We start from the raw sequence: 22,592 nt of genomic DNA, 5'->3' as shown, positions 1-22,592 counted from the left end.
TTGACAGTGGACCATTGATGACTTCCCGTTCTTGCCTTTCGATTGTTCTGGCCGCCGGGCTCGGCACCCGGATGAAATCCAACCTGCCCAAGGTCATGCACGAGATTGGCGGCTTGCCTTTGGTCGGGCATGTGGTCAAGGCGTTGAAGCAAGCTGGATCCGAGAGGATCTCAGTGGTGACCGGGCCAGACATGCCTGAGCTTGAAACGCTGGTGCGGGTTTTGGCGCCAGAGGCGACTTGCCACGTTCAACACGAGCGGCTGGGGACGGCACATGCGGCTCTTGCCGCGCGTTTTGCGCTGAATACGACCTCCGATGATGTTCTGATCCTGTTTGGCGATACACCGCTGGTAACCTCGGAGACGATTGGAAAAGTCCGCCACGCTTTGGCAGAAGGCGCGGATGTTGCCGTGCTCGGGTTTGAAGCCCGTCACCCGTTCGGTTACGGGCGGCTGGTGACTGAAAACGGCTGGCTGATTGCCATTCGGGAAGAAAAGGATGCTTCGGACGACGAGCGGAAGATCACATTCTGCAATTCCGGCATCATGGGCTTTTCAGGCAAACATGCACTCTCGCTGCTGGATGCGATAGGCAATGCCAATGCCAAGAGCGAATTCTACCTGACGGATGCGGTTGAAATCGCCAACATTCGGGGTTTGAAAGTTGTCGCGGTTTCCGCTTCGGAAGTAGAAACGCAAGGCATCAACACGCGTGCGCAACTGGCTGCTTGTGAAGCGGATTTCCAGGACCGAATGCGCCAAGCTGCGTTGGAAAACGGCTGTACGATGCTGGCGCCGCACACGGTTTTCTTTTCTCACGACACGGTTCTGGAAGCGGATTGTGTCATTGAGCAAAACGTGGTCTTCGGCCCGGGGGTGAAGGTTGCTGCCGGAGCAAGAATCAGGGCCTTCAGTCACCTGGAAGGTGCAAGCGTCGGTGAAAACAGTGTTGTTGGTCCCTATGCGCGATTGCGGCCTGGCGCGGTCCTTGGAGCCGATACCCGCGTCGGCAATTTCGTGGAAGTGAAAAACGCAACGTTCGGCGACGGCGCCAAGGCCAATCATCTCAGCTATATCGGGGATGCCAGCGTCGGTTCCAAGTCGAACATCGGCGCGGGCACGATCACCTGCAATTACGATGGGTACCTGAAACACCGCACGGACATCGGAGCCGGCAGCTTTGTCGGATCCAACTCAACACTCGTTGCGCCAGTAACCCTCGGCGATGGCACGTTTGTTGCTGCGGGAAGTGTCATCACGGACAATGTGGGACCGGATTCCATGGCTTTCGGGCGGGCGCGCCAGACCGTGAAGGAAGGCAGGGCAAAGGAGTTGCGCGAACGGCTGCAGGCGGCCAAGAGCGCCAAATCCTGACGTTTAAACAATTTTTGACCCCTGTCATTTTCTGAAACAGGGATTGATTTCTGATTGATTGGCACTCTCGTCTAAAGCAGTGCGGTCCAGTAGATCCATTTTTAAAGGGCTTAATGCATGTGTGGCATTGTTGGCGTGTTGGGAACGGTTGATGCGGCGCCGCGGATTGTGGATTCGCTCAAGCGTCTGGAATACCGGGGCTACGATTCTGCTGGCGTTGCCACTCTGGTGGACGGGGCCATCGTGCGCCGCAGGGCTGAAGGCAAGCTCCGCAACCTGGAAGCGGTTCTGGAAAAATCACCTCTGATGGGCATGTCCGGCATCGGGCACACGCGGTGGGCCACACATGGTGCGCCGACGGTAGCCAATGCCCATCCGCATCAGGCCGGCTCGGTTGCTGTCGTTCATAACGGCATCATCGAAAATTATCTGGAACTGCGTGAGGAAATCGTTGCCGCCGGCGCGGTGCTGGATACGGAAACAGATACTGAAGTCGTGGCCCATCTGGTCAACCTGGCGATGGCAAAAGGACTGTCACCGAAGGATGCCGTCGCAGAAGTTCTGCCGAGCCTGAAGGGCGCTTTCGCACTCGCAATGCTGTTTTCCGGTGAAGACGATCTTCTCATCGGAGCCCGCAAGGGTTCACCGCTTGCGGTTGGTCATGGTGACGGCGAAATGTTCTTCGGCTCGGATGCCATCGCCCTGTCGCCGTTTACCGACCGGATTACCTATCTCGATGAAGGAGACTGGGCAGTCATCACGAGGTCGGGTGTTCAGATCTTCGATCAGGACAACCAGCCCGTCAGCCGCCCTGAGGCCAAGTCGTCTGTCACTTCCAGCCTGATGGACAAGGGCAATTACAAGCATTTCATGGCCAAGGAGATCCACGAGCAGCCTGAAGTTCTTGGCCATACGCTGTCCCGCTATTTCGATTACACGACAAAACGTGCAAGGGTCGAAGGGGCCGAAGAGCTGAAGTTCAAGGACCTGTCGCGGCTGATCATCACTGCCTGCGGAACGGCTTACCTTGCTGGTCTGGTGTCCAAATACTGGTTCGAGAAATACGCCCGCCTGCCGGTGGAAATCGACATTGCCAGCGAGTTCCGCTACCGGGAAACGCCTGTCAGCGACAAGGACACGGCGCTGGTGATCTCCCAGTCCGGTGAAACCGCCGACACTCTGGCCTCGCTGCGGTATTGCAAGGCGAATGGTGCCACGATCGGTGCAATCGTCAACGTACCGGAAAGCACGATTGCCCGGGAAGCCGACAGGGTTTTCCAGACTATTGCGGGACCGGAGATCGGCGTTGCCTCGACCAAGGCTTTCACCTGTCAGCTTGCAGTGCTGGCCGCGCTCGCCCTGCAGGCCGGACGGGAACGCGGCGTCCTGACGCCCGAGCGGGAACAGGAGCTGGTCGCCGAGTTGACGGAAGTTCCGAGCCTCGCACTCAAGGCTCTGGCCTGCGAGAGCGACATCGAGAAGCTGGCGCATCCGCTCTCCAAGGCGAGCAACGCGCTTTATCTTGGCAGGGCAACCAATTTCCCGCTTGCGCTGGAAGGGGCGCTCAAGCTCAAGGAACTCTCCTACATCCACGCAGAAGGATATGCCGCAGGAGAACTGAAGCATGGGCCGATTGCGCTGATCGACGAAAACATGCCGGTTTTCGTGATTGCACCCTTTGACGCGATTTACGAGAAGACCGTTTCCAACATGCAGGAAGTGGCCGCACGCGGCGGACGGATCGTGCTGATCACCGACAGACGCGGCGCGACGGAATGCGGCAATGCTGCTGAAAACACGGTCATCCTGCCGGACATGTCCGACATTGTCGCGCCGATCATCTACGCACTTCCCGTTCAGCTTATTGCCTATCATACAGCTGTGTTCATGGGCACAGATGTCGACCAGCCGCGGAACCTGGCAAAATCCGTAACGGTCGAATGATCCATGGATGGCGCAAGCAGAGACGACCGGGTTCTGCCGTTCGAAGAGCGGTTCAGGAGCGAAGTGATCGCGCTTTGGGAGAAGTGCGGTCTGACGCGTCCCTGGAACGATCCGGACAAGGACATCGACCGCAAGTTGACTGACGAAAACGGTGCTTTTTTCGTGCTGCTGCGCGGAGACAGGCTGATTGGATCCGTCATGGCCGGGTATGACGGCCATCGCGGGTCGATTAACTATCTTTCTGTCGATCCTGATTACCAGACGGCAGGACTAGGCAAGATGCTGATGAGCCGCTGTGAGGCCTTCCTGACCGCGCGTGGGTGCCCGAAGATCAACCTGATGGTGCGTCAGGGCAATGAAAAGGTTCTGCGGTTCTACGAACAACTGGGGTATGCGGAAGAAAAAGCCGTATCCTTGGGCAAGAGGCTCATTCCGGACACCCAGCCCTAGGGTCTACACCCTAAAGATCAGGACGGATCCTTGCAGCCGTCAGGCGGAGTGCTGCCTGGTCCGGATGGACGCGACAGAACGTAGGCGGCGCAGCCGATCATGAACAGTCCGACACCTATCGCAAGCCATAGGCCAGGATGGGCTGACAGATAGAAGACGAAGTAGCCGAAGGTCATGCCGGAAACGGCGAAGATCTTTGCTTTGGGCGGGATAGCTCCATGCTCACGCCAAGCGACTACGGGTGGCCCGAAAATGGGGTGCTTGAGTATACGGGCTTCGAGCGCGGGAGATGACCTGGCAAAGCAGGCTGCGGCCAGAATGAAAAAGATGGTGCTTGGCAGGATAGGTAAAAATGCGCCGACAATCCCGAGGCCGACGCATCCGGTTCCCAGAAGTTTGAACGTGGTCCGCCGCAACACTGCCTCCAAATCCGGCACAATTTGAATATATCGCTGAAAAATAAATCGAGCGAAAGATACCGCGCTGCGATAAAGATGCTTATCTAAGTGCAGGTCAGTTTAAAAGACGAGCACAGACAGGGAAGTTTCTGGTTTAACCCATGAGCCGATACAAACATAAAACAGAAGAGGCCAACAAGATAGGCCATCGGACGCGTGCCACAACGCGTATTCGTAACTACTTCCTGACGGGCCTGGTCATCGCCGGCCCTATCGGCATCACCCTGTGGCTGACCTGGACCTTCATCAAATGGGTTGACGGTTGGGTCAAACCATTCGTGCCCAAACTCTACAATCCGGACACCTATCTGCCGTTTCCGATACCCGGTTTCGGGCTCATCGTCGCAGTCTTCGTGCTGACGATGGTCGGGTTTCTAGCGGCCAACTTTCTTGGCCGCAGTTTCATTTCGGTTGGCGAGAAGATCGTTGGCCGAATGCCGCTTGTTCGGAATATTTACAGTGGCTTGAAGCAGATTTTTGAGACAGTTCTTGATGAACGTGGAAGCAGCTTTACAACGGCTGCGCTCATCGAATATCCACGTCGCGGCCTTTGGGCAATCGTGTTCATTTCCACCGACACGAAGGGCGAAGTGGAACGCAGGCTCAAGGACAAGGCCGATACGCTTTCCGTGTTCCTGCCGACAACGCCGAACCCGACGTCGGGATTTCTGCTGTTTGTGCCGAAGGAAGATATCATCGAGCTGGACATGAGCGTCGAGGACGCCGCTAAGCTCGTGATCTCGGCCGGCCTGGTCAATCCGAAATACCCGGAAATACTGGCAGACGATATCGTCGATCCCGTCCAACTGGAACGGGTGAGAACGTCCGAAGACGCCTGAGTGTTTTTTCCTGCGTGATCAGCCAGTTTTACCCCTTGTTGACAGGTTCCTTTTCCGAATGGAATGGGAATGGTTCGACGCGCTACGTTACTCAGCGCGAGCGATGTTTTGACCGATGCAAGCTGGGTGGTTTTCTCCAGGACTCGTTTCGGGGTTTACAGCATTCTGAAACCAGTCATCCTGCCCGAAGCAGCCTGATGGCAGCGTCCCGTCCGAACAGATACAGCAGGCACCGCAGGGCTTCGCCGCGTTTTGTTTTCAGATCGGGATCAAGTTCAAGGATCAGCCGGGCATCGTCGCGGGCAACTTCCATAAGGTCGGCGTGTTCATCGGCTCGCGCAATGCGAAAACCTGGTGTTCCCGACTGGCGTGTGCCGAGAATTTCACCACCGCCGCGGAGCTTCAGGTCTTCTTCGGCGATCAGGAAGCCGTCGTTGGTCTGACGCATGATGTTGAGCCGTGCGCCGGCCGTTTCACCAAGCGGTCCCTTGTAAAGAAGGACGCAGGAGGAAGGCTTGTCGCCGCGGCCAACCCGGCCGCGCAACTGATGCAATTGGGCCAGGCCGAAGCGTTCGGCGTGTTCGATAACGATGATCGTGGCATCAGGCACATCGACGCCGACTTCGATGACGGTGGTTGCCACCAGCACCTTGGTTACTCCCGACTTGAAGTCCGCCATCGCGGCGTCCTTCTCGTCGGCATTCATGCGTCCGTGGACCAGCGAAACCCGCTGTCTGAGAGCATGTTCCAGAACGCGGTGGCGTTTTTCGACAGCGGCGAGATCTATCTTTTCGGACTCTTCCACCAGCGGACACACCCAGTAGACCTTCTGCCCGTCGGCGACCGCTGCGCCGACCCGGCCGATGATTTCGTCCAGGCGGTCCAATGAGACCGAGACGGTTGTGATCGGCTTTCGGCCCGCCGGCTTGTCCGTCAGGCGCGAGACATCCATGTCGCCGAAGCCGGTCAGCACCAGTGTTCGCGGGATCGGGGTCGCGGTCATTACCAGAACATCGACGCCATTTCCCTTGGCGGAAAGAGCGAGCCTCTGATGGACACCGAAGCGATGCTGTTCATCGACGACGACCATGGCGAGGTTGCGGAAGGTTACACTCCCCTGGAAAAGGGCGTGGGTGCCGACCACGAGGTCAATCTCTCCGGCGTCAAGCTGCTCCTGCCGGATGCGACGTTCCTTCTGGCTGTCCTTTCCGGTCATCAGGGCAAGGCGAATGCCGGCCTTTTGGCATAGCGGCAACATCGACGCATAGTGCTGGCGGGCGAGGATTTCAGTCGGTGCCATCAGGGCTCCTTGGGCACCGGTTTCGATCACCTGTGCCAGGGCAGCGAGCGCAACCACGGTCTTGCCGGCACCGACGTCGCCTTGCAAGAGCCGTAACATGCGCACAGGTTTGGCGAGGTCTTCGTTTATTTCCTCAATTGCCTTTGCCTGACTGCCGGTCAATTGAAAGGGAAGGGCCGCGATAACCGCTTTTTGCAAATCTCCTTTCGGTTTGCGGGCAATGCCGCCAAGCGTGCGCATATGCGCGCGCACCATGGCAAGGGCCAGTTGGCTGGCGAGCAATTCGTCATAGGCGAGGCGCTGCATGTAAGGTGAGGCAGGCTCGAGGTCGCTGCGTTCATGGGGGGCGTGCAGCGTTTTCAGGGCTTCACCAAAGTCCGGCCAGCCTGTCTGGTGAAGATGTGCCTCATTCAACCATTCCGGAAGAACCGGAATACGGTCGACTGCGGCTCGAACAGCCTTTTGCAGGGTTTTGGAGGCCAATCCGGCAGTGAGGGGATAGACCGGCTCGATTGCCGGCATTTCTTCCGCTTCTTCAGGTTTCAGCGAATAGTCCGGATGCACCATCTGTGGTCGTTCGTTGAACCATTCAACCTTGCCGGAAACGATTCTGCGCTCGCCTTCGGGAAAGGTTTTTTCCAGCCAATCGCGGCGCGGGTGAAAGAATACGAAGGTGATCTGCCCGGTCTCATCGAATGCGTTGATCCGGTAAGGCGCCTTTGAATGCCGGGGCGGTGCCATGTGCCGACCAATGGTGACGTCCAGTGTAACGATGTCGCCATTTTCCGAATAGGCGATGCCCGGGCGGTGGCGCCGATCGATCAGGCTGTGGGGAATATGAAAGAGCAGGTCTGCAACCGTCGCGTCGCGGTCCGGCTGGCTGCCGACAAGGCCCGAAACGAGTTTCTCGATCTTCGGCCCGATTCCGGGCAGGGTCGAAACCGGGGCAAACAGGGGATCGAGGACCGGCGGGCGCATGTTTGGCGTGTAAACCTTTGAAAGGTGGCAGGACGTCAGGCGTCAGGGACCCCTGTTTTGCCACGAAGGCGGAGCGCTGCGCAACAAATAGAACATTCTGTGAACTGGGCGCTGACAAGCTCGAACTCTGGCGTTATATAACCGGCACGAATTCACACGTCCGGCTTGCCCGCTGAAAGCAGATCTGCCTTCGCCGCAAGCCGGTTCACTTCATATAGGTCTGTTTCACATGTCCGAAATGTCCGGCACGCAAGTCGATACCAATGGCGGCGAACGGGATTCCCGGCGCAAGAAAATACTGTTTCGGTGCTGGCATCGGGGCATGAAAGAGATGGACCTGCTGTTGGGCGGCTTTGCCGATGCCAAGATCGACAGCCTGTCGGAAGAAGAGCTGCGAGAACTCGAACATCTGCTGACTGCGCATGACCAGGATCTTTACGCCTGGATGACCGGGCGCAAACCCTTGCCGCAGGAGTGGGATGGGCCGCTTTACCGACGCATCATCGCCTACCACGAAGCGGCCGGTCCGGCCGGGTTCGTTAAATAACAACAAGGACACCAGCCGTGTTTGACAGCCTGCTGAAGGATCAGGCCAACGTGACGCTTGCCGGCGTTCCGGATGGCGCTGAAAGCTACGCACTTGCAAGGCTGCTTGCCGAAACCGGCGCGCAGGGCCTTGCCCTGGTGTTCGTCGCGCGCGATGCCACGCGCATGGCCATGGTCAGTGAAGCGCTTCAGTTTTTCGACCCGTCAGTCGAAATCCTGCAGCTTCCCGCCTGGGACTGCCTGCCATACGACCGCGTCTCACCTAATCCGGCCATCAGCGCGCGCCGTCTGCTGGCGCTCGGCCAACTTGCACGTGGCATCAAGGACGGCAAGAAAACCGTCCTGATGACAACGCTCAACGCGGCTTTACAGCGCGTTCCCGAGCGCTCCTTCATGGCCGACCAGACCTTTTCCATGGCACCGGGAAACCGGGTGGACATGGCGGCGATTTCGGCCTGGCTGGAAATGAACGGCTTTTCGCGCACTCCAACGGTGCGTGAAACCGGCGAATATGCGGTGCGTGGCGGCATTGTCGATTTGTTTGCGCCCGGTGCGGAAGAGCCGGTGAGGCTCGATTTCTTCGGCGATACGCTGGAGTCGATCCGGTCCTTCAATTCAGAAACGCAACGGACCTCCAAGCAGCTCAAGCGGCTCGATCTGGTTCCGATGAGCGAGGTCGTCCTGTCAGAGGAAGCGATCTCGCGCTTCCGTCGTTCCTACCTGGCGAATTTCGGTGCGGCCAGCCGCGAGGACGTGCTCTATCAATCGATCAGCGACGGCCGCCGGTACGCAGGCATGGAGCACTGGCTGCCGCTGTTCCATGACCGGCTGGAAACCCTGTTCGATTACATCGGTGACACACCTGTCGTGCTCGACACCAGCATGAGCGATGCGGTGCGGGAGCGGGTCGATCAGGTCAACGAATATTATCGCGCGCGCCAGGAAGCGCGTGAAATGGGGACAAGCGCCGGAACGGTGCCTTACATGCCGGTGGAGCCCGCCAGTCTCTATTTCACCGAAGAGGAATGGCGGGCAGCTGTTGCCGACAGGGCAAGCGCCGCGCTTGATCCCTTTACGCCGCCGCCAGGCACCGGCAAGAAGATTGTCGAACTGGGCGGGCGCCAGGGACGCAGTTTCGCAGCCGAGCGGGCTGCGGGCGACATCAATATTTTCGACGCGCTGACAACCCATGTGCGCGACCTGCAAAAGCAGGGCAAACGCACGGTGATTGCCTGCTGGTCGGAAGGCTCGCGGGACCGTCTTGGTCAGATCCTCGAAGATCATGGTCTTGGAGGGGTCAAGAACGCGGACACGCTGAAGGACATTGAGGACCTTCCAGCAAAAACGACAGCGCTTTGCGTTCTTGGCATCGAGCACGGTTTCGAGCTCAAAGACGTGGTCTTCATTGGCGAGCAGGATATCCTTGGCGACAGGCTGGTGCGCAAGTCACGCCGCAAGGCCAAGGGCGCCAATGTCATCACCGAGGCGACAGGCCTTTCGGAAGGCGATCTTGTCGTTCACGTCGACCACGGTATTGGCCGATTCATCGGCCTCAAGACCATCGAAGCGGTCGGTGCGCCGCACGACTGCCTTGAACTGCAATACGCCGGCGGCGACAAACTCTATCTTCCGGTCGAAAACATCGAGCTTCTGTCCCGCTATGGTTCGGAAGATCAGGAAGCGCAGCTCGACAAGCTTGGTGGCGGTGCCTGGCAGGCACGAAAGGCCAAGCTCAAGAAGCGCATTCTGGAAATTGCCGACGGGCTGATCAAGACGGCGGCGCAGCGTGCGCTCAAGACCGCGCCGGTGGTGGAAACGCCGGAAGGCGTCTACGACGAGTTCGCAACAAGGTTCCCGTACGAGGAAACAGACGATCAGCTCACGGCCATTGATGCCGTTTTCGAGGACCTGTCGTCTGGCCGGCCGATGGACCGGCTTGTGTGTGGTGACGTCGGCTTCGGCAAGACGGAAGTTGCGCTGCGTGCCGCATTCATTGCCGCCATGTCCGGCCGGCAGGTGGCGGTGGTGGTTCCCACGACCCTTCTGGCGCGTCAACACTTCAAGACCTTCTCAGAGCGCTTTCACGGCCTGCCGATCAATGTCGCCCATGCTTCACGCCTGGTGCCGACCAAGCAACTGAACCTCACCAAGAAGGGCATCGCCGATGGGTCCGTCGATATTGTCGTCGGCACCCATGCCTTGCTGGGCAAGTCCATCGAGTTTCGTGACCTGGGCCTTCTGATCATCGACGAGGAACAGCATTTCGGCGTGAAGCACAAGGAACGGCTGAAGGAGCTGAAGTCGGACGTTCACGTGCTGACGCTTTCGGCAACGCCGATTCCGCGGACACTGCAGCTTGCACTGACAGGTGTGCGCGAACTGTCGCTGATCGCAACGCCGCCGGTCGACCGTCTGGCGGTGCGGACGTTCGTCTCACCCTTCGACCCGCTGGTGGTTCGCGAAGCACTTCTGCGTGAGCATTATCGTGGTGGGCAAAGCTTCTATGTGTGTCCGCGCCTGGCGGATATCGCCGAGCGTCTTGAGTTCCTGGAAAATCAGGTGCCCGAACTGAAGGTAGCGGTCGCCCATGGCCAGATGCCTCCGGGCGAGCTGGAAGACGTCATGAATGCCTTTTATGAGGGCAAGTATAACGTTCTGCTGTCCACGACGATCGTGGAATCCGGGTTGGATATCCCGACGGCCAACACATTGATCGTGCACCGGGCCGATATGTTCGGACTTGCGCAGCTCTATCAGTTGCGGGGCCGTGTCGGCCGGTCCAAGACCCGTGCCTATGCGCTCTTCACGGTTCCGGCCAACAAGACGTTGACGGCAACCGCCGAGAGACGGCTGAAGGTTCTGCAGTCTCTGGAAACGCTCGGTGCGGGCTTCCAGTTGGCAAGCCACGATCTCGACATTCGCGGGGCAGGGAACCTGCTTGGGGAAGAGCAGTCCGGCCACATCAAGGAAGTCGGCTTCGAACTTTACCAGCAGATGCTGGAAGAGGCGGTTGCCCAGCTCAAGGATGGCGGAGCGGATTTCGGCGACGAGCAATGGTCGCCGCAAATCAACATCGGCACACCGGTTCTTATCCCGGAGGATTACGTCGCCGACCTGCAACTGCGCCTTCAGCTTTATCGCCGTTTGGGCGATGTCACCGAGTCGGAGGAAATCGACTCCTTTGGTGCAGAGCTGATCGACCGCTTTGGGCCGCTACCGGAAGAAGTGCAGCATCTCCTCAAGATCGTCTTCATCAAGGGGCTTTGCCGCAAGGCCAATGTCGAAAAGGTCGATGCCGGTCCAAAGGGGATCGTCATCACGTTCCGCAACAGCGAATTCTCCAATCCGGCGGGGCTCGTTTCCTATATTGCCGAACAGGGTGTGCTTGCGAAGATCAGGCCGGATCAGAAGGTGGTTTTGACACGCGACTGGGAGAAAACCGACGCGCGTCTGAAAGGCACCGCAACGGTGCTGACGAAGTTGGCGCGGCTCGCTGCTGCTTGAGGCCGTGCTTGGTTCCCTTCCAAATCTCATGCTGGTCTCAGGGGGCTCGATCAGCAAGCTGCTTAGCCAAACTTCTCTGGAATGACATGTGGAGAAGACGTGCGGGTAGAGGCAGCTAATGCTGGAAGGAAGAACGCCGCCACGCGTCAATCTCCAGTCGACCAGCCTTCGGCGCCAACCAGCGGCACGTAGGCGACTGCACCGAGATTGTCCGTTTTCCACTCTGTTTCAGAGAGCCGTTGCACCCGTATCAGATCCTGTTGCCGTCTTGACCGGCCAACCGGAATTACAAGTCGCCCACCAACCTTGAGTTGTTTTTTGAGAGAGTCTGGAACCGTTGGCGCGCCTGCGGCAACAGCGATAGCGTCAAAAGGCGCTTCGGAGGGGCAGCCTAGAGTTCCGTCGGTGCACAGGACCTCGACATTGCTGCAACCGGCCTTCGCCAGATTTTTCCGGGCCAGCCGGGCAAGGTCCGGAAGGCGCTCGAGCGCGATGACCTTTTGTGCCAACTGAGCAAGCACGGCTGCCGCGTAGCCCGACCCCGCTCCAACTTCAAGAACCTTGCCGTTTTTGGCGATTTCCAGGAGTTCACAGGTGAGGGCCACCACATAGGGTTGGGAAATGGTTTGGCCTTGGCCGATTGAGAGCGGGCCATCCCGATAAGCCTGGCTTTTCTGGTCCTCGGGAACGAACAGGTGACGCGGTACATTGGCCATGGCAGCAAGGACCCTCTCATCGCGAATACCGCGAATCCGTAGCTGTTGTTCGATCATTTCTGCGCGCGCGGACGCGAATTGATCCATAAGGCTGCTCCTGCCGGGTACAAATTTACCGTGCATTTGATTGGCTGTCTCAAGACTCTATTAAACCTAAGACCGCATATTGGGAGAACCAAGAGGCCAGTGTATCAGCGTTAAGGTCCAAAGAGTGCCCCGAGCAGCTACCCGTCAGCGAAAACAATCCTTTCTCCGCCGGTTGATCACGCCCGCAATCGCTATTGCGGCGCTCGGCTATTTTGGCTTCCATGCCATGAGCGGCGAACTTGGCATGGTTGGTCGTGCCATGATCGAGCGACAGGTGTCGGAACTTGAATCGGAATTGGCCGTCCTGACCGCGCAGCGTCAGGAGCTGGTTGCCAAGGTCAGCCTGCTTCGGCCGGAGAGCCTCGATCCGGACATGCTGGATGAGCGCGCAAGGCTCAATCTCAATCTGGTCCATCCTGACGAGCTGGTTGTACTGCGTCCGGGACATCGTTACAGCATGAACTGATTTTTGGTTCATTCTTCCAGATTAACAATAAATCAGTTAAATCAAATATTCTCCTGCAATAACATGAACTTCGTTCAATTGTTGCAGTGCGAGATGCATGGATTGGATTGACAGACCCAACCGGATAAGTTGCTCCTACCTATCTTAGGGGAAACGTCACGCCGAGATGAGGGTTATGGCCACAGCATCAAAGACCACTTCCGCTAGCTCGAAGAGCACCAGCCGGACACGCGGCTCCGCCAAGAAGGCGCAGCCTGCAATCGCCGAGTTCGATAAGGACGAAGAACTTCACGCTTACCGCGAAATGCTTCTGATCCGCCGTTTTGAGGAAAAAGCCGGACAATTGTACGGTATGGGCCTGATCGGTGGATTTTGTCATCTGTATATTGGACAGGAAGCTGTCGTCGTCGGTATGCAGATGGCCAAGAAAGACGGCGATCAGATGATCACCGGCTATCGGGACCACGGCCACATGCTGGCGATGGACCTCGATCCAAAAGGCGTGATGGCGGAATTGACCGGTCGTCGCGGTGGCTTGTCGAAAGGCAAGGGCGGCTCCATGCACATGTTCTCCAAGGAGAAACATTTCTATGGCGGCCATGGCATCGTCGGCGCCCAGGTGTCCCTCGGCACCGGTCTCGGCTTTGCCAACAAGTACCGTGAGAACGGAAACGTGGCGATGGCCTTCTTCGGCGACGGTGCGTCCAACCAGGGCCAGGTCTACGAGAGCTTCAACATGGCCGAACTGTGGAAGCTGCCGGTCGTTTATGTGGTCGAGAACAACAAGTACGGCATGGGCACCAGCGTTGCCCGCGCATCCGCCACAACCGACCTCTCCCAGCGCGGTGCCTCTTTCAACATTCCGGGCAAACAGGTCGACGGGATGGATGTTCGCGCCGTCAAGGCAGCCTCTGAAGAGGCCCTGGAATGGTGCCGTGAAGGCAAGGGACCGTTCATTCTCGAAATGATCACCTACCGCTACCGTGGACACTCCATGTCGGATCCGGCGAAATACCGCTCCAAGGACGAAGTCCAGAAGATGCGGACCGAACACGACCCGATCGAGCAGGTGCGTGCACGCCTCATGGACAAGGGATGGGCTTCCGAAGACGATCTGAAGGCGATCGACAAGGAAGTGCGTGCCCGGGTCGCGGAAGCCGCCGAATTTGCCCAGACCGATCCGGAACCGGATGCGTCTGAACTTTACACCGACATTCTGCTCTAAGGCCGGGGGACAACATGCCGATTGACATTTTGATGCCGGCGCTTTCGCCGACAATGGAAGAAGGCAAGCTCGCCAAGTGGCTCAAGGCCGAGGGCGACACCATCTCCGCAGGCGATGTGATCGCCGAAATCGAGACCGACAAGGCCACCATGGAGGTCGAGGCGGTCGATGAAGGCACGCTTGGAAAGATTCTGGTTGCCGAAGGCACCGACAACGTCAAGGTGAACGCCAAGATTGCCGTTCTCCTGGCTGAGGGCGAAGACGCCAGTGCCATCAACGCCAGCGGGGAGAAGCCTGCCGAAGAAAAGCCGGCTCCTGCCGAGGCTGAAGCTTCAGCGCTTCGAGTTCCTCGAGCGCTCCGGCTGTCGCGTCCGCGCCAACACCGGCTGCACCTGCGCCGGAGACTGCCGACGATCCGGAAGTTCCGGAAGGCACAAAGATGAAGTCCTCCACCGTGCGCGAAGCTCTGCGCGATGCCATGGCAGAGGAAATGCGCCGCGATCCCGACGTCTTCGTCATGGGGGAAGAGGTTGCCGAGTACCAGGGTGCCTACAAGATCACCCAGGGCCTGCTTGACGAGTTTTCCGCCAAACGCGTCATCGATACGCCGATCACTGAACATGGCTTTGCCGGTCTTGGTGTTGGCGCTGCGATGGCCGGTCTGAAGCCCATTGTCGAGTTCATGACCTTCAACTTCGCCATGCAGGCGATTGACCAGATCATCAACTCCGCAGCCAAGACGCTATACATGTCCGGCGGCCAGATGGGCGCGCCGATCGTGTTCCGTGGTCCGAATGGCGCTGCGGCTCGCGTCGGAGCTCAGCACTCACAGGATTATGCCTCCTGGTATGCTCATGTGCCTGGCCTGAAGGTTATTCAGCCCTACTCGGCAGCGGACGCAAAAGGTCTGTTGAAAGCGGCCATTCGCGACCCGAACCCGGTTATCTTCCTGGAGAACGAGATCCTTTACGGCCATTCGTTCGAAGTTCCGGACATGGACGACTTCGTCCTGCCGATCGGCAAGGCCAAGGTGGAACGTGGCGGAACGGACGTGACACTTGTTTCCTGGGGCATCGGCATGACCTACACCATGAAGGCGGCGGAAGAGCTGGCCGGCATGGGCATCTCCGCCGAAGTCATCAACCTGCGCACCATCCGTCCGCTGGACATCGACACCGTGCTGGCATCCGTGCGCAAGACGGGCCGGATAGTGACGATCGAAGAAGCCTTCCCGATGTGCTCTGTCTCATCGGAAATCGCCTACCAGGTTCAGGAAAAGGCGTTCGACTATCTCGACGCCCCGATCCTTCGCGTAACCGGCAAGGACGTTCCAATGCCGTACGCCGCAAACCTGGAAAAGCTGGCTCTGCCAAATGTTGGCGAAGTCATCGATGCGGTTAAAGCCGTAACCTACACCGCCTGAGGCCAGGGAGACGGACATGCCAATCAATATTACCATGCCGGCCCTTTCTCCAACCATGGAGGAGGGCAACCTGGCCAAATGGCTGGTCAAGGAAGGCGATCAGGTTTCGGCAGGCGATGTGATCGCCGAGATTGAAACCGACAAGGCGACCATGGAAGTGGAAGCCGTTGATGAAGGAACGGTCGGCAAGATCGTCGTGCCTGCGGGAACCGCAGGCGTGAAGGTCAATGAGCTGATTGCCGTTCTTCTGGAAGACGGTGAGGATGCCAGTGCCATCGACACTTCGGGTGGTTCTGCTCCGGCAGAAAAGTCCGGTGGCGACAAGGTGCCAGCTGTTCCGGAAAGCTCGTCGGCGATCGAAGTTGGAGCCAAGGCAGCCACGGATCCGGTTCCGGCTCCCAAGAACGCCGATGGCGACCGCATCTTCTCGTCGCCGCTTGCCCGGCGCCTTGCCAAGCTGAATGGTCTCGACCTGAAAGCGCTTTCCGGTTCCGGTCCTCATGGCCGGATCGTCAAGCGCGACATCGAAGAAGCCCTTGCTGCCGGCACGGGCAAGGCAGCTCCTGCTGCTGCAGAAGCTCCCAAGGCTGCGGCTGCCGCATCGGCACCGGCAGCCGGGCCGTCTGCGGATCAGGTGCTCAAACTGTTCGACAAGGACAGCTACGAACTCGTGCCGCATGATGGCATGCGCAAGACCATCGCCAAGCGTCTCACCGAGTCCAAGCAGACCATTCCGCACTTCTATGTGTCGGTGGACTGTGAACTCGACGCGCTTCTGGCACTTCGTACACAGCTCAACGATGCTGCCGCGAAGGACAAGGAAGGCAAGCCGGCCTACAAGCTGTCTGTCAACGACATGACGATCAAGGCTCTGGCCCTGGCCCTTCGCGATGTTCCAAACGCGAATGTCTCCTGGACCGACGAAAACATGGTCATGCACAAGCATGCCGATGTCGGTGTCGCTGTCTCCATCCCGGGCGGCCTGATCACGCCGATCATTCGCCGCGCGGAAGAAAAGCCGCTTTCCGTCATTTCCAACGAAATGAAGGATTACGGCAAGCGGGCGAAAGAGCGGAAGCTGAAGCCGGAAGAGTACCAGGGTGGCACCACTGCGGTCTCCAACATGGGCATGATGGGCGTGAAGAACTTCTCGGCCGTCGTCAATCCGCCGCACGCGACCATTCTGGCCGTCGGCGCCGGCGAAAAACGCCCTGTGGTGAAGAACGGCGAACTGGCGGTTGCCACGGTGATGAGCGTCACGCTTTCCACCGACCACCGCTGCGTGGACGGTGCGCTCGGCGCCGAACTGCTCGCCGCCTTCAAGGGCTACATCGAAAACCCGATGAGCATGCTTGTCTAAGCCTCATCTCAGGCGCGGCGGCAACGCCGCGCCGTTTTCAATCGATGACTTCAATCGCCGGGGAACAACACCATGGCTGATACCAATTACGACGTGATCATCATCGGCTCGGGGCCGGGTGGTTATGTGACCGCTATCCGTTCCGCCCAGTTGGGCTTCAAGACCGCGATTGTCGAACGCGAGCACCTGGGGGGTATCTGCCTCAACTGGGGCTGCATTCCGACAAAGGCTCTGCTGCGCTCTGCCGAAATCCTGGACCATGCCAACCATGCCAAGAGTTTTGGCCTGACCCTGGAAGGCACCATGAAGGCCGACGTCAAGGATGTCGTCGCGCGTTCACGCGGCGTGTCCGCTCGGCTGAACGGCGGCGTCGGCTTTCTGATGAAGAAAAACAAGATCGACGTGATCTGGGGGGAAGCCAAGCTCACCAAACCGGGCGAAGTCAAAGTCGGAAAATCTTCCAAGCCTGTTGTCGAGCCGCAGAACCCGATCCCGAAAGGCGTGAAGGGCGAAGGCACCTACACGGCCAAGCATATTATCGTCGCGACCGGTGCCCGTCCACGCTCGCTGCCGGGCATCGAACCGGATGGTAAGCTGATCTGGACCTATTTCGAGGCCATGAAACCCGCCAAGATGCCGAAGTCGCTGGTCGTCATGGGCTCCGGCGCGATCGGTATCGAGTTCGCGTCCTTCTACCGTTCCATGGGCGTTGACGTGACCGTTGTCGAACTCATGGCCAACGTGATGCCGGTCGAGGACGAGGAAATCTCGAAGTTCGCCCGTAAGGCTCTTGAGAAACGCGGCCTGAAGATCATTACCGAAGCCAAGGTGACGAAGGTTGACAAGGCGGCAAATTCTATTACCGCCCATGTGGAGACCAAGGACGGCAAGGTGAGCCAGATTACGGCTGACCACCTGATTTCCGCCGTCGGCGTTCAGGGCAATATCGAAAACATCGGTCTGGAAGCGCTTGGCGTGAAGACCGATCGTGGCTGTGTTGTCATCGATGAATACGGCCGTACCAACGTTCCCGGAATCTATGCCATTGGCGATGTCGCCGGTCCGCCGATGCTGGCCCACAAGGCTGAACATGAAGGTGTGATCTGCATCGAGAAGATTGCAGAAGTTCCGGGCGTTCACGCGATGGATCATCGCAAGATACCGGGCTGTACCTACTGCAACCCGCAGGTCGCCTCCGTCGGTCTCACCGAAGCAAAAGCCAAGGAACAGGGCCGCGAAATCCGTGTCGGGCGTTACATGTTCAATGCCAACGGCAAGGCAATCGCGCTTGGCGAGGACAATGGCATGATCAAGGTCATTTTCGACAAGAAGTCCGGTGAACTTCTCGGCGCGCACATGTGCGGCGCCGAGGTTACCGAACTCATCCAGGGTTTCGTTGTCGCCATGAACCTCGAGACGACCGAAGAAGAACTGATGCACACGATCTTCCCGCATCCGACCTTGTCGGAAATGATGAAGGAATCGGTGCTCGACGCGTACGGCAGAGTGCTGAACGCCTGATCCCAGTCGGCCCCGGAAAAGTTGCCGGGGCCATCTTCCTTTTGCTGCCCCCCAAATCAGAAAACAGTCGAAGGGGTTTCGCGGGCCTGAAGGCCAATCGAGACATCATTGCTGGACGCGTCTTCTGAAATGGGTAACGTGAGGCCGTTTGGGTAAAGGCTGAAAGGAGCCGTCAGTCATGGATGTAAAAACAATTCTGATCTGGGTCGCAATCGGCATTATTGCCGGCTGGCTTGCAAGCGTCGTCGTTGGCGGCGGTGGTCTGATCCGATACCTCGTGAGCGGTCTCATCGGCGCGTTTGTCGGCGGTTTCCTGTTCAAGCTTGCGGGTATCAACGTCAATCTGGGCAATGTCTACGTCAATGAAATCGTCGTGGCTGCCATTGGAGCGATTGTCGTTGTTCTTCTGGCGCGACTGATCGCCTGACCAAACGAATTTTCTGAACTAGGAGCCCGCGATGGGGTGGATCATCACAATCATCATCGGCCTGATTGCGGGCGCCGTTGCTCACCGGGTGCTGAACAGCCGTGGTGGTTTTATCGGCAGTCTTGTCGTCGGTCTCGTCGGAGCGCTTGTCGGCGGTGAGCTGGCGCATCTCTTCAATCTGCATATGACAGGCGGCATTCTGGATCGGCTGATTATCGCCGTTCTGGGCTCTATCCTGTTCCTGTTCATCTGGAAGAAGGTTTTCAAGTGAACGCAGGGCAGGACAAATTCGATAGTCTGGACGATTTTGCTCTGACGGCGGGGGACAAGCTTCGCTACGGTGATACGGACCGGCAGGGACACGTCAACAACGCCGTTTTCGCAACATTTCTGGAGACCGGCCGTGTCGAGTTGCTTTACAACGAGGCATTGGCGGAAGAAAACGCGGCTTTCGTGATCGCGCGTCTGGAACTGGACTTTCTTGCGGAAATCAACTGGCCGGGTGACGTGGAGATCGGCACTGTCGTTGTTGACGTCGGGCGCAGTTCGTTCAAGCTGTTCCAGAAGGTTTTTCAGGATGGAAAACCGGTCGCACAGGCCGTAACGGTCATCGTCCAGATGAACGAGGAGACGCGCAAGTCCCAGCCGCTTTCCGAACGCGCCAGGAAGCGGCTTCATGAACTGACCGGACCTGCGTTCAGCACATAGCTGGCTTAACGCTAATCCGTCTTGACCTTTCACCTGAATAACGACACTTAAGGTCCATGGTTACGATCGTCGACACGCTCAATCGCCCGCAGCAGCAATCCGAAGCGCGCCCGCGCCATCCGGAAAAGGCTCACCGTCCGGACAATCCGATCCAGCGCAAGCCGCAATGGATTCGCGTCAAAGCGCCGACGTCTCCGGTGTATCGCGAAACGCAGAACGTCGTTCGCGAGAACAATCTTGTCACGGTTTGCGAAGAGGCGGGATGCCCGAACATCGGTGAATGCTGGTCCAAGAAACACGCCAGCTTCATGATCCTCGGCGATACCTGCACTCGCGCCTGCGCCTTTTGCAACGTGCGCACCGGCATGCCGGGTCCTGTCGACCCCAAGGAAGCCCAGGGCGTAGCGGATGCCGTTGCTGCCATGGGGCTTGAGCATGTGGTGATCACCTCTGTCGATCGGGACGATCTGGACGATGGCGGCGCGCAGCATTTCGCCGATGTGATCGCTGCCATTCGCAAGACTGCGCCGTCGACCACCATTGAGGTTCTGACGCCCGATTTCCTGCGCAAGGACGGCGCACTGGAGATTGTCGTTGCGGCTAAGCCCGACGTCTTCAACCACAACCTCGAAACCGTACCGTCGAAATATCTGACTGTACGACCGGGGGCTCGGTACTTCCACTCGATCCGCCTTCTTCAGAAGGTCAAGGAGCTGGACCCGGAGATGTTCACCAAGTCTGGCATAATGGTCGGGCTGGGTGAGGTGCGGAACGAAGTGCTTCAGTTGATGGACGACCTGAGAGCCGCCGATGTCGATTTCCTGACGGTCGGGCAGTATTTGCAACCTTCGAAAAAGCACCATCCGGTCGTGTCCTTTGTGACACCGGAGGAATTCAAGGGCTATGAACGCATTGCCTATGCGAAAGGTTTTCTGAAGGTGTCGGCCAGCCCGTTGACGCGGTCGTCACACCATGCTGGTGAGGATTTCGCGGATCTTCGCGCAGCCCGTAAAGCAAAGCTCGGCCACTAACGCCAAAGCAACAGGACACTGGACACCGTATGCCCAGTTTTTCATCCGACCATAAGGTCAACCACAAGGCGGAGGAAATGTTCCGCCTTGTTGCCGACGTTGAGCGATATCCCGAATTCGTACCACTGTGCCAGGATCTGCATGTTCGTGGACGCAAGGAGTTGGATGGCGGGCGAACGGTGCTGGTGGCCGACATGACGGTTGCCTACAAGCTGTTCAAGGAAACCTTCACCAGCCGCGTTGAACTGCGTCCGCAGGAGCGGACGATCCTGGTGGAATATCTTGATGGGCCGTTCAAGCACCTGGAAAACAGGTGGACCTTCGAGGACGCAGGTGAGGACGCCTGCACCGTTGGCTTCTATATTTCCTATGAATTCCGCAGCAAGACACTCGGCTCTCTCATGGGTGTCATGTTCGAGAAAGCTTTCAGGAAGTTTTCCAGCGCCTTTGAAGCCAGGGCAGATCAGGTTTACGGTACCTGAGGTCTGGTTCCTGCCGATTTACTTGAACTGTTTGAAGGCGTCGCGAATGATGCGGATACGGCTGGACTGCATGTCGAGCGGTTCCGCCTTGCGGCGGATCTGCTCAATTTCCTTCTTCTTCAGACCAAGGCTTTCTAGCGTTGCGAAGGAGGTGTAATCGGTACAGACAGGCGTGCGGCTGGAGCCGACATTCTCTTCCACGACAAGGTCCCGGCCTGCGGCAGCCTCTTCTTCCGTCCAGATGACCGTGTTGGAGGAGACCCAGAACGTGCGGTCGCAATAGCTGGCCTTGTAGTAGCCTTCTTTGGGTTTGGTCAGGATTTCATGAAAACCGGTGAACGTGCCATTTGAGTATTGGGACCTGATATAAAAATCACTCTGAGCGTATGCGTTGCCGGTCAACGTGCTACCAGCAGCGATCAGAGTTGCGAAGAACGCGAGAGCGCGTTTCATGTCTGGGTCCTTTTTTTCTGCGCGTCTTGTCACCTGTTCTTGTTGAAAGTCTAAGCTGACCAGCTTACCCGAGCCTTACCGGCCGGGTGCCGGCTTTTATCAGTTGCCGTGATACGACTTGGCAGCGCTGTCGCCGCTCGTTGTCTTGAAGGCTTCGCGGATGACGGAAAAACGGTTTACCCGATTAACGGTGCTGCCGTCGTTTTGAACGACAAGCCGCGGATCGTCCTGTACGCCGAGGTCTTCGAGCGTTACCTGCTCTTCAGGGTGATCGCAAATCGGGCGCCAGCCCTTGCCCCGGTTGAACTCCACGCGAACTTCGTATTCCTGCTGCACTTCAAGCTGCGTCCAGGCAACGGTTGCATAGCGCACCCAGTAGGATCTGCCGCAATACTGAACTTGCACCAATCCGTCCGCCATCCGGTCATAGATACGGTGGGAACCGCGGAACAGCTTGTTGCCGTCGCGTGAAATTATATAAGTGTCGCCCGGCTTCGGCGTCGTGCTGCCGGCCTGCGCAGTTGCGCAAGCAAGGACGAAGGCACCTCCTGCAAGAAGCGCACGCTGGATTGACATATCCCGTTCCCTTTACCGCGAAATCATTTCGCGCGTTGGTTCTTGCTTATGGTGACTATACGGCAAGTGTTTATAAAAGAGATTTCGTGGAGGAAATGAGTTTTACTAAAATTTGAAAGCTGCTGATTTCTTTAGGTAATTTTCTGAAAAAAGGCGCCGAGAGGCCAGGTTTCAGTGCGTGTGATAGGTGGCGTGCCCTTCCTCGGAAGTATTGCTGAACATTGCCCCGATCGCGGAAAGGCGGCTTTGCGGCGCAGAAGGTTCGTCCGACTCGGCAAGCAGATCGCGTGCGCTAACCGTGATGCCGATATCCTCAAGCTTTACCTGTTGCTCGGGGTTGCCGCAGATAGGGCGCCAGCCGCGGCCGAAGTTGAATTCCACCTGAACGGTGTTTCCACGTTCCGATTCAACCTGTGTCCAGGCGACGGAGTGACTGCGCACGAAATAGCTGCGCTCACAATAAGAGACCTTGTTCAGTCCGTGGGCGTAATCGGTAAAAAGCTTGTGGCTGCCGACGAAGTGGCCGCCGCGGTCACGTGAAATCAGGTAGAAATCGCCGGGCTGAGGAATGGCACCTGCCAATGCGGTGGAGCCTGCGCACAAAAATGCAGCCAGAATGGTCGCTGGTTTCAACATATAGGTTCGGATCTTGAGTTACGTTGAGGTCAAGTTCCCCGAAATATACATATGACCAATTGGTTGCCCAGCGCGAACTTCGGCGAGCG

The 22,592-nt window shown here is 57.9% G+C and carries 21 protein-coding genes and 2 pseudogenes; 17 read left to right on the top strand and 6 right to left on the bottom strand.

Annotation, left to right across the window (positions count from 1 at the left end):
• Positions 1 to 17 precede the first annotated feature (17 nt).
• From glmU to SIAM614_RS11150, 3 genes are all read left to right on the top strand, one after another.
• On the top strand, positions 18 to 1,373 hold the full coding sequence (gene glmU, locus SIAM614_RS11160; protein ID WP_006934556.1) for a bifunctional UDP-N-acetylglucosamine diphosphorylase/glucosamine-1-phosphate N-acetyltransferase GlmU: 1,356 nt from the start codon (positions 18 to 20) through the stop codon (positions 1,371 to 1,373).
• 117 nt (positions 1,374 to 1,490) lie between these two features.
• Positions 1,491 to 3,317 (top strand): glutamine--fructose-6-phosphate transaminase (isomerizing), encoded by a 1,827-nt coding sequence (gene glmS, locus SIAM614_RS11155; protein WP_006934555.1) that lies wholly within the window; start codon positions 1,491 to 1,493, stop codon positions 3,315 to 3,317.
• A 3-nt stretch (positions 3,318 to 3,320) separates the two neighbouring features.
• Positions 3,321 to 3,767 carry a GNAT family acetyltransferase gene (locus tag SIAM614_RS11150; protein WP_006934554.1) on the top strand — a complete coding sequence of 149 codons (447 nt, stop codon included), beginning with the start codon at positions 3,321 to 3,323 and terminating at the stop codon, positions 3,765 to 3,767.
• A gap of 17 nt (positions 3,768 to 3,784) precedes the next feature.
• Here SIAM614_RS11150 and SIAM614_RS11145 read toward each other — a convergent pair whose 3' ends face one another.
• Positions 3,785 to 4,183, bottom strand: a complete 399-nt coding sequence (locus SIAM614_RS11145; RefSeq protein ID WP_157139799.1) for a YbaN family protein — start codon at positions 4,181 to 4,183, stop codon at positions 3,785 to 3,787.
• A gap of 143 nt (positions 4,184 to 4,326) precedes the next feature.
• Here SIAM614_RS11145 and SIAM614_RS11140 point away from each other — a divergent pair, with 143 nt between their 5' ends.
• Positions 4,327 to 5,064, top strand: coding sequence for a DUF502 domain-containing protein (locus SIAM614_RS11140; RefSeq protein WP_006934552.1), 738 nt, complete (start codon positions 4,327 to 4,329; stop codon positions 5,062 to 5,064).
• 175 nt (positions 5,065 to 5,239) lie between these two features.
• On the opposite strand, the gene recG is transcribed toward SIAM614_RS11140, so the two are convergent.
• On the bottom strand, positions 5,240 to 7,342 hold the full coding sequence (gene recG, locus SIAM614_RS11135; RefSeq protein ID WP_006934551.1) for an ATP-dependent DNA helicase RecG: 2,103 nt from the start codon (positions 7,340 to 7,342) through the stop codon (positions 5,240 to 5,242).
• 238 nt (positions 7,343 to 7,580) lie between these two features.
• Here recG and SIAM614_RS11130 point away from each other — a divergent pair, with 238 nt between their 5' ends.
• Both SIAM614_RS11130 and mfd read left to right on the top strand, forming a co-directional pair.
• The gene (locus tag SIAM614_RS11130; protein WP_040439968.1) at positions 7,581 to 7,889 is read left to right on the top strand and encodes an FAD assembly factor SdhE; all 309 of its coding nucleotides are present in this window, start codon (positions 7,581 to 7,583) and stop codon (positions 7,887 to 7,889) included.
• Between the two features lie 17 nt (positions 7,890 to 7,906).
• Positions 7,907 to 11,392: a transcription-repair coupling factor gene (mfd, locus tag SIAM614_RS11125; protein ID WP_006934549.1), complete on the top strand. Its 3,486-nt coding sequence runs from the start codon at positions 7,907 to 7,909 to the stop codon at positions 11,390 to 11,392.
• Positions 11,393 to 11,538: 146 nt separating this feature from the next.
• Here mfd and SIAM614_RS11120 read toward each other — a convergent pair whose 3' ends face one another.
• The gene (locus tag SIAM614_RS11120; RefSeq protein WP_006934548.1) at positions 11,539 to 12,195 is read right to left on the bottom strand and encodes a protein-L-isoaspartate(D-aspartate) O-methyltransferase; all 657 of its coding nucleotides are present in this window, start codon (positions 12,193 to 12,195) and stop codon (positions 11,539 to 11,541) included.
• 124 nt (positions 12,196 to 12,319) lie between these two features.
• Here SIAM614_RS11120 and SIAM614_RS11115 point away from each other — a divergent pair, with 124 nt between their 5' ends.
• The 11 genes and pseudogenes from SIAM614_RS11115 (at position 12,320) to SIAM614_RS11070 (ending at position 20,838) form a co-directional block, all read left to right on the top strand.
• Entirely contained in the window at positions 12,320 to 12,661 is a 342-nt protein-coding gene (locus SIAM614_RS11115; RefSeq protein ID WP_157139798.1) for an FtsB family cell division protein, read from the top strand.
• Positions 12,662 to 12,836: 175 nt separating this feature from the next.
• Complete coding sequence (pdhA, locus tag SIAM614_RS11110; protein WP_006934546.1) at positions 12,837 to 13,886, top strand: pyruvate dehydrogenase (acetyl-transferring) E1 component subunit alpha; 1,050 nt, start codon at positions 12,837 to 12,839, stop codon at positions 13,884 to 13,886.
• A gap of 14 nt (positions 13,887 to 13,900) precedes the next feature.
• Positions 13,901 to 14,156: pseudogene (locus SIAM614_RS33530) on the top strand (biotin/lipoyl-containing protein); the annotation flags it as partial.
• Positions 14,157 to 14,268: 112 nt separating this feature from the next.
• Positions 14,269 to 15,309, top strand: a pseudogene (locus tag SIAM614_RS11105) (pyruvate dehydrogenase complex E1 component subunit beta); the annotation flags it as partial.
• A gap of 16 nt (positions 15,310 to 15,325) precedes the next feature.
• Positions 15,326 to 16,669, top strand: a complete 1,344-nt coding sequence (locus SIAM614_RS11100) for a pyruvate dehydrogenase complex dihydrolipoamide acetyltransferase (RefSeq protein WP_040439897.1) — start codon at positions 15,326 to 15,328, stop codon at positions 16,667 to 16,669.
• Between the two features lie 72 nt (positions 16,670 to 16,741).
• Positions 16,742 to 18,190: a dihydrolipoyl dehydrogenase gene (gene lpdA, locus SIAM614_RS11095; protein ID WP_006934542.1), complete on the top strand. Its 1,449-nt coding sequence runs from the start codon at positions 16,742 to 16,744 to the stop codon at positions 18,188 to 18,190.
• 178 nt (positions 18,191 to 18,368) lie between these two features.
• Positions 18,369 to 18,617: a GlsB/YeaQ/YmgE family stress response membrane protein gene (locus SIAM614_RS11090; RefSeq protein WP_006934541.1), complete on the top strand. Its 249-nt coding sequence runs from the start codon at positions 18,369 to 18,371 to the stop codon at positions 18,615 to 18,617.
• Between the two features lie 31 nt (positions 18,618 to 18,648).
• Positions 18,649 to 18,888, top strand: a complete 240-nt coding sequence (locus SIAM614_RS11085) for a GlsB/YeaQ/YmgE family stress response membrane protein (RefSeq protein WP_006934540.1) — start codon at positions 18,649 to 18,651, stop codon at positions 18,886 to 18,888.
• Positions 18,885 to 19,325: an acyl-CoA thioesterase gene (locus SIAM614_RS11080; protein ID WP_006934539.1), complete on the top strand. Its 441-nt coding sequence runs from the start codon at positions 18,885 to 18,887 to the stop codon at positions 19,323 to 19,325. Before SIAM614_RS11085 ends, SIAM614_RS11080 begins: the two co-directional genes overlap by 4 nt.
• Positions 19,326 to 19,381: 56 nt before the next feature.
• Positions 19,382 to 20,356, top strand: a complete 975-nt coding sequence (gene lipA, locus SIAM614_RS11075) for a lipoyl synthase (protein WP_006934538.1) — start codon at positions 19,382 to 19,384, stop codon at positions 20,354 to 20,356.
• Positions 20,357 to 20,385: 29 nt separating this feature from the next.
• Positions 20,386 to 20,838, top strand: a complete 453-nt coding sequence (locus tag SIAM614_RS11070; RefSeq protein ID WP_006934536.1) for a type II toxin-antitoxin system RatA family toxin — start codon at positions 20,386 to 20,388, stop codon at positions 20,836 to 20,838.
• A gap of 18 nt (positions 20,839 to 20,856) precedes the next feature.
• On the opposite strand, the gene SIAM614_RS11065 is transcribed toward SIAM614_RS11070, so the two are convergent.
• From SIAM614_RS11065 to SIAM614_RS11055, 3 genes are all read right to left on the bottom strand, one after another.
• Complete coding sequence (locus SIAM614_RS11065; protein WP_006934535.1) at positions 20,857 to 21,291, bottom strand: hypothetical protein; 435 nt, start codon at positions 21,289 to 21,291, stop codon at positions 20,857 to 20,859.
• A 99-nt stretch (positions 21,292 to 21,390) separates the two neighbouring features.
• The gene (locus tag SIAM614_RS11060; protein WP_006934529.1) at positions 21,391 to 21,867 is read right to left on the bottom strand and encodes a hypothetical protein; all 477 of its coding nucleotides are present in this window, start codon (positions 21,865 to 21,867) and stop codon (positions 21,391 to 21,393) included.
• A 171-nt stretch (positions 21,868 to 22,038) separates the two neighbouring features.
• A complete protein-coding gene (locus tag SIAM614_RS11055) occupies positions 22,039 to 22,503 on the bottom strand; it encodes a hypothetical protein (protein ID WP_006934527.1) in 465 nt (154 codons plus the stop codon).
• Between the last annotated feature and the right edge of the window lie 89 nt (positions 22,504 to 22,592).

The organism is Roseibium aggregatum IAM 12614 (genome assembly GCF_000168975.1).
Classification (GTDB): Bacteria; Pseudomonadota; Alphaproteobacteria; order Rhizobiales; family Stappiaceae; genus Roseibium; species Roseibium aggregatum.
This window is presented reverse-complemented; position numbering and strand designations above follow the sequence as displayed.

Coding starts and splice junctions, on each gene's coding strand:
- glmU (WP_006934556.1), top strand. CDS start 18: ATGACTTCCCGTTCTTGCCTTTCGATTGTTCTGGCCGCCGGGCTCGGC.
- glmS (WP_006934555.1), top strand. CDS start 1,491: ATGTGTGGCATTGTTGGCGTGTTGGGAACGGTTGATGCGGCGCCGCGG.
- SIAM614_RS11150 (WP_006934554.1), top strand. CDS start 3,321: ATGGATGGCGCAAGCAGAGACGACCGGGTTCTGCCGTTCGAAGAGCGG.
- SIAM614_RS11140 (WP_006934552.1), top strand. CDS start 4,327: ATGAGCCGATACAAACATAAAACAGAAGAGGCCAACAAGATAGGCCAT.
- recG (WP_006934551.1), bottom strand. CDS start 7,342: ATGCGCCCGCCGGTCCTCGATCCCCTGTTTGCCCCGGTTTCGACCCTG.
- SIAM614_RS11130 (WP_040439968.1), top strand. CDS start 7,581: ATGTCCGGCACGCAAGTCGATACCAATGGCGGCGAACGGGATTCCCGG.
- SIAM614_RS11120 (WP_006934548.1), bottom strand. CDS start 12,195: ATGGATCAATTCGCGTCCGCGCGCGCAGAAATGATCGAACAACAGCTA.
- pdhA (WP_006934546.1), top strand. CDS start 12,837: ATGGCCACAGCATCAAAGACCACTTCCGCTAGCTCGAAGAGCACCAGC.
- SIAM614_RS11100 (WP_040439897.1), top strand. CDS start 15,326: ATGCCAATCAATATTACCATGCCGGCCCTTTCTCCAACCATGGAGGAG.
- lpdA (WP_006934542.1), top strand. CDS start 16,742: ATGGCTGATACCAATTACGACGTGATCATCATCGGCTCGGGGCCGGGT.
- SIAM614_RS11090 (WP_006934541.1), top strand. CDS start 18,369: ATGGATGTAAAAACAATTCTGATCTGGGTCGCAATCGGCATTATTGCC.
- SIAM614_RS11085 (WP_006934540.1), top strand. CDS start 18,649: ATGGGGTGGATCATCACAATCATCATCGGCCTGATTGCGGGCGCCGTT.
- lipA (WP_006934538.1), top strand. CDS start 19,382: ATGGTTACGATCGTCGACACGCTCAATCGCCCGCAGCAGCAATCCGAA.
- SIAM614_RS11070 (WP_006934536.1), top strand. CDS start 20,386: ATGCCCAGTTTTTCATCCGACCATAAGGTCAACCACAAGGCGGAGGAA.
- SIAM614_RS11065 (WP_006934535.1), bottom strand. CDS start 21,291: ATGAAACGCGCTCTCGCGTTCTTCGCAACTCTGATCGCTGCTGGTAGC.
- SIAM614_RS11060 (WP_006934529.1), bottom strand. CDS start 21,867: ATGTCAATCCAGCGTGCGCTTCTTGCAGGAGGTGCCTTCGTCCTTGCT.
- SIAM614_RS11055 (WP_006934527.1), bottom strand. CDS start 22,503: ATGTTGAAACCAGCGACCATTCTGGCTGCATTTTTGTGCGCAGGCTCC.